The organism is Mesorhizobium sp. M1088, from assembly GCF_040318575.1.
Lineage (GTDB): Bacteria > Pseudomonadota > Alphaproteobacteria > Rhizobiales > Rhizobiaceae > Mesorhizobium.
This window is the reverse complement of sequence record NZ_JAMYMO010000081.1, coordinates 1-8,012: the sequence shown is the minus strand read 5'-3', so window position 1 is coordinate 8,012 and position 8,012 is coordinate 1. Positions and strand designations below refer to the sequence as shown.

At 59.5% G+C, this 8,012-nt stretch carries 14 protein-coding genes; 8 read left to right on the top strand and 6 right to left on the bottom strand.

Features of this window, described 5'->3' with window-relative positions:
* Nucleotides 1-108: 108 nt before the first annotated feature.
* Nucleotides 109-522, bottom strand: coding sequence for a hypothetical protein (locus tag NKH49_RS34125; protein ID WP_352930040.1), 414 nt, complete (start codon nucleotides 520-522; stop codon nucleotides 109-111).
* 357 nt (nucleotides 523-879) lie between these two features.
* Here NKH49_RS34125 and NKH49_RS34120 point away from each other — a divergent pair, with 357 nt between their 5' ends.
* The 4 genes from NKH49_RS34120 (at nucleotide 880) to NKH49_RS34105 (ending at nucleotide 2,915) form a co-directional block, all read left to right on the top strand.
* A complete protein-coding gene (locus NKH49_RS34120) occupies nucleotides 880-1,347 on the top strand; it encodes a hypothetical protein (RefSeq protein WP_352930037.1) in 468 nt (155 codons plus the stop codon).
* Nucleotides 1,348-1,980: 633 nt separating this feature from the next.
* Complete coding sequence (locus NKH49_RS34115) at nucleotides 1,981-2,223, top strand: DUF982 domain-containing protein (protein ID WP_352503259.1); 243 nt, start codon at nucleotides 1,981-1,983, stop codon at nucleotides 2,221-2,223.
* Between the two features lie 117 nt (nucleotides 2,224-2,340).
* Complete coding sequence (locus NKH49_RS34110) at nucleotides 2,341-2,568, top strand: hypothetical protein (RefSeq protein WP_352474335.1); 228 nt, start codon at nucleotides 2,341-2,343, stop codon at nucleotides 2,566-2,568.
* A gap of 155 nt (nucleotides 2,569-2,723) precedes the next feature.
* Nucleotides 2,724-2,915 (top strand): hypothetical protein, encoded by a 192-nt coding sequence (locus NKH49_RS34105; protein WP_352930034.1) that lies wholly within the window; start codon nucleotides 2,724-2,726, stop codon nucleotides 2,913-2,915.
* On the opposite strand, the gene NKH49_RS34100 is transcribed toward NKH49_RS34105, so the two are convergent.
* Entirely contained in the window at nucleotides 2,912-3,199 is a 288-nt protein-coding gene (locus NKH49_RS34100) for an exopolysaccharide biosynthesis protein (RefSeq protein WP_502907994.1), read from the bottom strand. The genes NKH49_RS34105 and NKH49_RS34100 overlap by 4 nt on opposite strands.
* 226 nt (nucleotides 3,200-3,425) lie before the next feature.
* Entirely contained in the window at nucleotides 3,426-3,611 is a 186-nt protein-coding gene (locus NKH49_RS34095) for a hypothetical protein (RefSeq protein WP_352930043.1), read from the bottom strand.
* Here NKH49_RS34095 and NKH49_RS34090 point away from each other — a divergent pair.
* Entirely contained in the window at nucleotides 3,560-4,030 is a 471-nt protein-coding gene (locus NKH49_RS34090) for a DUF4142 domain-containing protein (protein ID WP_352930028.1), read from the top strand. The two genes, NKH49_RS34095 and NKH49_RS34090, sit on opposite strands and share 52 nt — an antisense overlap.
* Nucleotides 4,031-4,057: 27 nt before the next feature.
* Nucleotides 4,058-4,219 (top strand): hypothetical protein, encoded by a 162-nt coding sequence (locus tag NKH49_RS34085; protein ID WP_352930025.1) that lies wholly within the window; start codon nucleotides 4,058-4,060, stop codon nucleotides 4,217-4,219.
* Nucleotides 4,220-4,404: 185 nt separating this feature from the next.
* On the opposite strand, the gene NKH49_RS34080 is transcribed toward NKH49_RS34085, so the two are convergent.
* Nucleotides 4,405-5,304, bottom strand: coding sequence for a DUF1236 domain-containing protein (locus NKH49_RS34080; protein WP_352930022.1), 900 nt, complete (start codon nucleotides 5,302-5,304; stop codon nucleotides 4,405-4,407).
* Between the two features lie 204 nt (nucleotides 5,305-5,508).
* Here NKH49_RS34080 and NKH49_RS34075 point away from each other — a divergent pair, with 204 nt between their 5' ends.
* Nucleotides 5,509-5,808, top strand: coding sequence for a DUF1236 domain-containing protein (locus NKH49_RS34075; RefSeq protein WP_352614254.1), 300 nt, complete (start codon nucleotides 5,509-5,511; stop codon nucleotides 5,806-5,808).
* Nucleotides 5,809-6,057: 249 nt separating this feature from the next.
* On the opposite strand, the gene NKH49_RS34070 is transcribed toward NKH49_RS34075, so the two are convergent.
* A complete protein-coding gene (locus NKH49_RS34070; RefSeq protein WP_352619112.1) occupies nucleotides 6,058-6,318 on the bottom strand; it encodes a hypothetical protein in 261 nt (86 codons plus the stop codon).
* 347 nt (nucleotides 6,319-6,665) lie between these two features.
* The gene (locus NKH49_RS34065) at nucleotides 6,666-6,890 is read right to left on the bottom strand and encodes a hypothetical protein (protein WP_352930019.1); all 225 of its coding nucleotides are present in this window, start codon (nucleotides 6,888-6,890) and stop codon (nucleotides 6,666-6,668) included.
* A 398-nt stretch (nucleotides 6,891-7,288) separates the two neighbouring features.
* Between NKH49_RS34065 and NKH49_RS34060 the strand changes: the two genes are divergently transcribed.
* Nucleotides 7,289-8,012, top strand: a 724-nt coding sequence (locus NKH49_RS34060; RefSeq protein ID WP_352930016.1) for a hypothetical protein, incomplete at its 3' end; no start/stop codon positions are given.

Sequence of the window (8,012 nt, the reverse complement as noted above, 5' to 3'; positions counted from 1 at the left end):
ACCGTCATGTGTCCGCCGCTCCGCTAAACACGGGGGCTGCGCGGCGGACACGCCGACGTCACCGCGATGCCACGCCATTTTGCAGAACTTGACGCACACAACTGGTCGCTATTTCGACGACGCATGCGCAACAACTTCCGGTACCACCTTGTTGCTGCCGGTAGCGACCGGGGGACAATCTGACATTTCGGCGCCGAGTTCGTCCTTTACGCTCCAACCGTCGGTTTGTGGACGCATTGAAGCTCTGGAACACCAGTGGCCCTGAGCGCGCATCGCGCGGAAATTTGCGGCCTGTTGCGATGCTCCGCCAAGCGGCCGGATGTTCAGCGTGTCAGACCGCAGTCCGTGCAGGTCTGGCCTCGGCCAGTCGACGTTGTGCAGACCTAATCCTGTCGCACAGCGCGATGTTAATGCCGACGCCGCAGTCTTTGTCCAGGATTTCGGTCGCACGCTGGAGAGACTCCGCTTGTTCACGCGCTGCCTGGCTTTAGGCAACTCGATGTTCAAAAGATCGACCATCATTCAAGATCCGAGGGGCCCCTTCATTGTTAACCGGCCCCGGTCGCATTGGTTCCAGTGGGAATCTGCACAGGGATTGGACGCGAGGACTCGTAAGCCTTGGATTGCCGACCAACTGCGGCCACAAAATCTTGCCATCGATTGCCTGCGGCGGCGCTGGCCAGCCGCAGCTCACCAACGGCGCCTCATCGGGCCAAGGTGATCGCCCGAGTACGAGTTTGGAGCCAAGTCGGGTTAAGCAGCAGTGTCGAGCGGCGCCGCCGGCGTCTGCGACTAAGCCAGCTTGCCGATGCTAGGTCGGCTTGGCAAAAAACCCCGGCAGGGTATGGACGGTATATTACTCGACCCTAATTAAGCGCCATGTTCCGCTTGCTGCTTAGCTTCGTCTCATTGTTATTTTCCACCACGCTTCTTTATGCGCAAGAGTGGCAGCCCTTCGGCATCAAGCAGTTTGGCTTTGTATTCGATGCGCCCCCCGGCTTTGTTTTAACTCAGCGTTCCGACCAGGGAGCAGCTTTTCAGGGCAAAAACGAGGCCTTTCTTGCTGTTTGGGGCGCAAGGCTCGGAAAGGCCAGTTTCCGCGCCGAAATAGAGCATCGAATTGTCGAGGATGAAAAGGCGGGCTGGAAAGTGACCTATCGGCGCGTTAAGCCGACGTGGGCCAGTTATTCCGGTATCAGGGACGGGCAAATCCGCTACGTACGCGTCATTGCCGCCTGCAATGACGGTGCGGCGCTCTTTATAATGAACTACAGCAGATCCGAAAAAATCGCCTACGATCCCGTCGTCGTGCGAATGGTGCGATCCCTACGTGCGGAAGGCTGCTAAAGCCTGAGACTTTCAGAAATATGTGTGGACGTTGAACGCGCTGGCCTGCAGCGAAGACTGAGATTTAACTGCAACAGCGGTTCTCGGTCGCCCCGTTCCACCGCCGCACCGCCAACGTGAGGGAATCTGCCGTTTCCGTGGCTCCGCAACGGCGAAACCGAACCAGGCTGGGCGCCTATCCCTCACCGCGACCGCGGCGCAGCCGAGGAGATGGGGATGTTACGGTCCTCTGTTTAGGGTCGAGGGTCAAAAAGTTTACCAGCTCCCGACCGGAAGCTGGTCGCAGAGGAAGTCCTTCTCTAAATTCCATGGCAATCCTTTGGTTCGCACCTCCAGTGTACGTCAAGACGGAGCACGACGGCTTCCGCTAGGGGTCCACCACGTGCACGCTGCAGCCAAGGAGCTCCTGAAGCAACCGTGGCCCTGACTGGAACCTCGCGGTGCGCGTTTGCGTGGCTGTTATTGCCGACGAGATGAGCCTGAGGAGTGCCGCAAGGCGTTCCAGGCCGCTGCCATGGAGGAGGGGATGCTTTTTCCTGATTAGCAGGTCGTGTGGCTCTTCGCACAAACCAAATTCGATCACCGGCTCAGACATCCCTTCCAAACATTTCCACCCCCTCTAATTGTCCCTCGATGGCAACCCATTGGTTCGTCCCTCCGGTGTTCGTGAAGACTGAAACCGGCGACAGGCATGGCTGCAACAATGCGAGGACAGCCCTTGAGCAACTCAAGAGGTGGACCCGCAGAGGACCTCGCTGGCACAAGGCGGTGACCCTCTGCCTGTCAGATCTAGAGGGCGATCCGATTGACCCTCAGGTGGTACGAAAGGCCTTTGAGGCTGCCGCCAAGGAAGCCAAGATGTATCTCTCCCCGTAGGAGGAGGAGAATTTCTCCCAAAGATTCAGTCCTTTATTCAGTACGATTCGAACATTGATTTGTTCGAGAGGTGACCTAAGTGGCCGCTTGGGTTCCCGCTGAGGTGGGAGGCCTCGTATGAACGTTTGGACGGACTGTCGACCCGACAAGGTGACGGCCAAACAGCTTGTTCACGAGCTAATCCTGCAAGCCCCTCGCGGCCAAATCATCTCCGTCAAAGACACTATCGCAGCGGTGCGCCGAGACGGGCCGAATCTGGTGGAAAGTGACTGCGCGCTGGTCGAACTTATTGTCGAGATTGCGCCAGCCGTTGGCCTGTTTGTCGGGTTCGATCTTCGCGAATAGCCGCATGGCTCTCCACTGGTTCAACCCTATAGGATCGTGAGCGGCACGGGGAACTTAGCGAGCTGGTTACGAATCCCCGCTCGGTAGTTCGACCAAACATTCTGGACCCTTTTAGAAACTGCTATTGCTGGCGTTATGGCTCTGCGGGTACCGACATGGTTGTTGCCTATGTGGCAGGTCATATTTCGATTGAGGATGTTCAGATGACGCACCGCGTGATGAGCGAGTTGCGGCGCAGACTTGAGGCAGATGAAAATGTCGAAGAGCAGGCCTGGGCCGTCAGTGAGCGGCCGGTCTCGGACTCAATGCCTGACGACGCGCCCGTGATCTCGCAATCCCGCGCTTAGGACGTCGGGACCGCTGATGCCACAACAACAAGCAGAGCCGCAGTCGCGACAAACGACGTCGAGGCGAGCAGCAGTCCAATCAGGGTTACGAGACCGTCGCGTTCCATCAATGCGACGGCCAAGACTACCAGTGAGAGCACCGGCAGGATATTCCCGAAGGGAATCAGCAGCGCGATAACGACGGCGAGCAGGAAGATCGGAACGCCGAGCGGGGTCTGCACCGCCTGGCCCGTCAGGATCTGCAGCCGACCGGTGCGCACCACTTTCTCCACCCGGCTGATCATCGGCACCGAATGACGGACTATTAGACCGAACGACACAGGCGAAAACTGGCGCTCTCTGATGATGGCACAACCAGACCCTCCGGCTGCCCGCGACGATCTGGAGCGAGACCCGCGCGAGCCCGCTGCCGAAAACCGTGCCGAACGGCCCCGGGATCGGCGTCAACGCTGGGATGGCTCGGACATCTCACCCACGCAGCCGGTCCTCACGCATCCTCGCCGGCTCTGTTCAGAGCCCGGACAAGGGCGCTGCGCATTGCGGGTCCTGGCTATCCAGAAGCTCCGCCGGCGCGGTACGGCCAATCGCTATATTGATGGCGGTGACCGCCGCCCAGCCGTAGTCGCCGGCGGCGCGCTCGATGAGTGGCGGGTCCTGAGACGTCAGGCAGTTCTGAGACTGGCGAACGATCTCCACGGAAGCTTCGCGCGCTCTCCGACCAACTAAAGGAGGCCAGCGGGGACAGTTTCCAATCGAAATATATCGACATGCAGACCCAGGCGCTGGCGCTGTTTTCCGCTTACGCGAATTCTGGCGACCATCCGGCGACGAAGGAGTTTGCCAAGAAGACGCTGCCGGTGCTGCAAATGCACGAACGTCACGTCAAGGACCTCGCTGCCGCACATCAATGGCGACGACCGCCAGCGGCTTCGCCAACGGAAACGTCCGGCATGAAGGGAGCGGCTGTCGTCCGGCCCCGGGAACAAAGTACCGAGAGTGCCGCTATTCACCTGGCTTATTCCCGAGAGGATCCAACGGGAGGCGGCATTCGCAAGGCGCCAAGGGCAGTAGAGCTGGGTTTCGGCACCGTCCCGATTGCCGCTGTCACAGGCTGAATCGATTTCCGGCCAGGACAGGTTACCATGCGCTACGGCGAGATATTTGCAAACGCAACGGCACTCTTGTTGGTGGCGCTGATGGTTGGCGGCATCTTCATCTTGTTTGGAGAACCGCTGTGGCCGCGGCACTACGCGCGAAGGGTGCTGGTTACGAACATTGATGCCATGGCCACCGCGTCAGTCTGAACAAGCTTCGTGCCCACTCCGTGCCTGCCCGACACCGTCGATCATACCGTGCTCACTCCTCGCCCCGAGGACGGACCTTGATGGGCGATTTGCAGACGCTGGAGCCGGGTACGGAAAAGCCCGCCGCCCGAGCTGCGCGGCGGGCTTTGGTACGATCAACCCACTTGTAGACCGTCTGGCCACAACTAGCTCAGGATAACCACGATCTTGTAGGTATTCGGATCGACGATGACGATCCGGCCGTCAGCGAGCACGAAATACTCGTAATTTTCATAAGCCGGAACGATCTTGACGATGCGCGCCGGCAGACGATGCAGCCGGACCTTCTTTCGCGGAACCTCGACGCCGACGGAGATGTCGAAATCGACATTGGAAACGGGTTGGACGTTCGTTTCCTTGATGACCTGGGTAATCTGGGTCTTCTGTTCAACGGTCACATTGCTGATGGAAGCGGTCGAACTCTGGTCCTGCGTCTGCGTCGAGGCATTGCCTTGGGTCTGCTCGGTGGTCGTGGTCCCGGCCTTGCCCTGAGCCTGCTCGTCGGTCTTCATCTTGGTGCTGCCCGTGGCCTGTTGTTCAGTCGTGGCGCCAGCCTTGCCCTGAGCTTGCTCGGTGGTTGTGGTGGTTCCAGCCTTGCCCTGAGCCTGCTGATTGGGCTTTATCTTGGTGTTGCCCGTGGCCTGCTCGGTGGTGCTGGTTCCAGCCTTGCCCTGGGCTTGCTCCTCGGTCTTCATCTTCGTGTTGCCCGTGGCCTGCTGGTCAGTCGTGGCGCCAGCCTTGCCTTGGGCCTGCTCTTCAGTCTTCATCTTCGTGTTGCCCGTGGCCTGCTGCTCAGTCGTAGCGCCAGCCTTGCCCTGAGCCTGCTCGCCGGTCTTCAGCTTCGGTTTGCCCTGCGCCTGTTGATCAGTGGTGGCGCCGGCCTTGCCCTGAGCCTGCTCGCCCATTTTGGCGCCGTTCTGGCAATTGGCAGTGCCGGCTGCACAATTGGCGCCGGACTGATCGTCGGTCGACTGCTGCGTCTGGGCAAGTGCGGCCCCGCAGCTGACGCTGATTGCTAACATGCTGGTGATCAGAACGCCTTTCATGAGAGATCTCCTTGGAAAACGCGTCCCTTCACCGCGTAAAACTGTGGCTAAAAAACTTTGTTCCAAACTAATGGAAGGAAACGGCAAGCGATCCGCGTGGCGGAACAAGCTCCACCTGATGACGTTACCGGCCTATAGCGACCCCGCTGCGAACAGCATGACGCGGCGCAGCGCAGAGGTGGCTCACGAGGAAAGGAGACAATCATGAGAATGCATCTTTCGGCGGCCGCGGCTGGGTTTTTGCTGCTTGCGGGTGTCGGCGCCGCTGCCGCTCAGGACGTGGTCATCGAACCGCAGCAGGAGACGATCGTACGCGAGTATGTGAAAAAGCAGCCTCTGGCGTCCGTCCAGCTCCCCGGCGTGGAGCTCAATGTCGGCTCGACCCTGCCTGATACCGTCGAGCTTCATGAAGTCCCCAACGTCAAATACCGCTACGTCGTCGTCGACAACCAGACCGTCCTGGTCGATCCAGGCACACGCAGGATCGTGAAGGTCATCCAGTGAGCAAGCGCGTCGCTTTGAAGGGACATGCGGCGACGTTGAGCGACAATGAAGTACCGCACCGACACCGTGGCTACTGGCCATCGTGGCAAGGACAACGGTGCGCCTGACAAGGCCGGGGATGACCAAAGCCCCGCTCCGGGGTTGGGGCGAGGGCGGGGGACGCTTTGGCCGGAGCGGGGTTAGGCTAGGTAGTCACCTCGTGGCAAGCAAAGGCGACCGCAGTTAAGACTAGCGGATTTTGTGGCGCTTTCAATATTTCAATATCCGTGACTGGGTGCCTATCGCCTCAGCGGCGCTGGTAAGGAAGCGGGCTTCTCGCAAGAGCGAGTTCCAGTTGAGGTTGCCCAATAGGTTGATGAGATCGCGCGCCTGTTCGACGGTGATCCCCGTTTCTTTGACCAGCCGCAGAATGACCGGGTCGTGCATCGGCGGTGGATTGGCGACTTCGCCGGCATCGTAGAACCTTCCAGCGGGAGCCCAAATCATCGGGACGAGGTAGAGCGTCTGCATTAATAGGCAAGAAGGCCATTCTACAAGCGGACGTTTGTACCCACTGCACTCAACCGGCTGGGTGATTAGCATGAGGCTTAGGTTGCGGTGCATGAGCACGCGGTAGCTGCGCAACCTTCGCTATACCAGCGCACTCGGTCGTGCGCATTGGCACGCTGACATGTGCATCGGTGGCGGCAACCGGCAGGGTGGGTGGTTTCAGAGATTGAGTGCAGAAAAGGTCAGGAATAAATCGGGAGCGACTGTTCCCGCGTTGTCCTCGACACGCTTGCCCTCCGCATCCGTCCCTTTGATCTCGGTAGTCCACGCGTCGGTGGGCGCCGATTGCTGGCGGATTTGATATAAGCCTATTTGGGCCGGCGTGCGGCAGCGATGGCCTGCAACAGATTGATGCTGTTCACGTCGGGTTCGCTGGATGCGGCAACGGCAAGTGCGGCGGCTTCGGCGATTTTCGCGACGTCGTCGCTGCTGATCGTTCCACGCTTTTCCAGCAGATTTACCAGTTCGACAACGAGAAGAAAGGCGTTCACACCATATCGTTCGGCTCTGAGCTCGAACTCGCCTCGAGCCAATTTCTCCGCGTCTCCTTCAGCCCGTTTGTCCACGTGATCGCCCTCTACTTTTGCCGATAACCTATTAACGCTTAGCACGAATGGTTTAATCCTTCGAACTGGCCACAACCTTCGCCAATTGCCGGGCATAGTGTCGCCGGTGGCAAGGGCATGGGTTCAGCCAAGGATGAGACCAACCAACAGAACGGTAAGAATAAAGGACAACACGACGGCAAGTAGCCCGCATGCTTCCAAAGTGTTGGTTTGCCAAGCTTTCGTCGGGCGCCTCCGGTTTGAATTGCCGTTTCGCGAAACAAACTTCATCGGGCACCAGATCGGACGCGGAGCCGGCTTGAACTTGGCAAAGCGCTCCTCTTCATCGGCCCGGAAGGCATCTCCGCGAAACTCCGGAGCACCGTATGCGCGGCGCCGGCCTGCCTTTCATCGACGCGGGCCATCACCAGTACGACACCTTCTGCGATCTTCGGCTTGCGCGGCTTCTGGGCGAAATTGGCGAAAGTTCCGAGAAGCACGCCGGCAAAGCCGCCCCACGCCGCACCGACCAGGGCCATGCCGGTCATCCCCGCGGGATCAGCGTCTTGAGCTCCAAAAGCGCTGAAGCCGGCCAACAGACCAGCCGTGGCGCCAAGTGCGGCACCAGCAATCGCACCTCGCCAGAGAGCGCTCATCTCATCGTCGTAATATCCAGCAACGCTGATCGGTTCATCATTGTCGTTGTAAGATCCGACCACGCTGATTTGCCGGCGACGAATCCCGGCAGCCTGAAGCCTGGCCACGGCACGTGCTGCCTGGGCATGGGAATTGAACAGTCTGCTGATTGTTTGCATTTACGCCCAGGCCCGATGCCCGTTCGGAGCGTCGGGCCTCTCCTCCCTGGCTTTGAACTCTTCCGCCCGGACGCATCTTCGTCGCGCCAAAGCTCACCACAACGGGAGCCAGCCGGCTACGTTCCTCAGCCGGGGCTTCGGTCCAATCCTGGAGTATCTTGCTTGGGACCTAAGTCTGACCAGCTTGGGCGTGCTGAGGCCATGCCGAGCGGGGACGGTCGCCGGCTCGAAGAGAGGGTTCAGATGCTATCGCAGACCCAAAAAGCTCAAAATGGCGATTACGATCACGATCGCG

Bases quoted from the DNA above. Each gene is read 5' to 3' on its own strand.
- NKH49_RS34125 (WP_352930040.1), bottom strand. From the start codon at position 522: ATGATGGTCGATCTTTTGAACATCGAGTTGCCTAAAGCCAGGCAGCGC.
- NKH49_RS34120 (WP_352930037.1), top strand. From the start codon at position 880: ATGTTCCGCTTGCTGCTTAGCTTCGTCTCATTGTTATTTTCCACCACG.
- NKH49_RS34115 (WP_352503259.1), top strand. From the start codon at position 1,981: ATGGCAACCCATTGGTTCGTCCCTCCGGTGTTCGTGAAGACTGAAACC.
- NKH49_RS34110 (WP_352474335.1), top strand. From the start codon at position 2,341: ATGAACGTTTGGACGGACTGTCGACCCGACAAGGTGACGGCCAAACAG.
- NKH49_RS34105 (WP_352930034.1), top strand. From the start codon at position 2,724: ATGGTTGTTGCCTATGTGGCAGGTCATATTTCGATTGAGGATGTTCAG.
- NKH49_RS34100 (WP_502907994.1), bottom strand. From the start codon at position 3,199: ATGATCAGCCGGGTGGAGAAAGTGGTGCGCACCGGTCGGCTGCAGATC.
- NKH49_RS34085 (WP_352930025.1), top strand. From the start codon at position 4,058: ATGCGCTACGGCGAGATATTTGCAAACGCAACGGCACTCTTGTTGGTG.
- NKH49_RS34080 (WP_352930022.1), bottom strand. From the start codon at position 5,304: ATGAAAGGCGTTCTGATCACCAGCATGTTAGCAATCAGCGTCAGCTGC.
- NKH49_RS34075 (WP_352614254.1), top strand. From the start codon at position 5,509: ATGAGAATGCATCTTTCGGCGGCCGCGGCTGGGTTTTTGCTGCTTGCG.
- NKH49_RS34070 (WP_352619112.1), bottom strand. From the start codon at position 6,318: ATGCAGACGCTCTACCTCGTCCCGATGATTTGGGCTCCCGCTGGAAGG.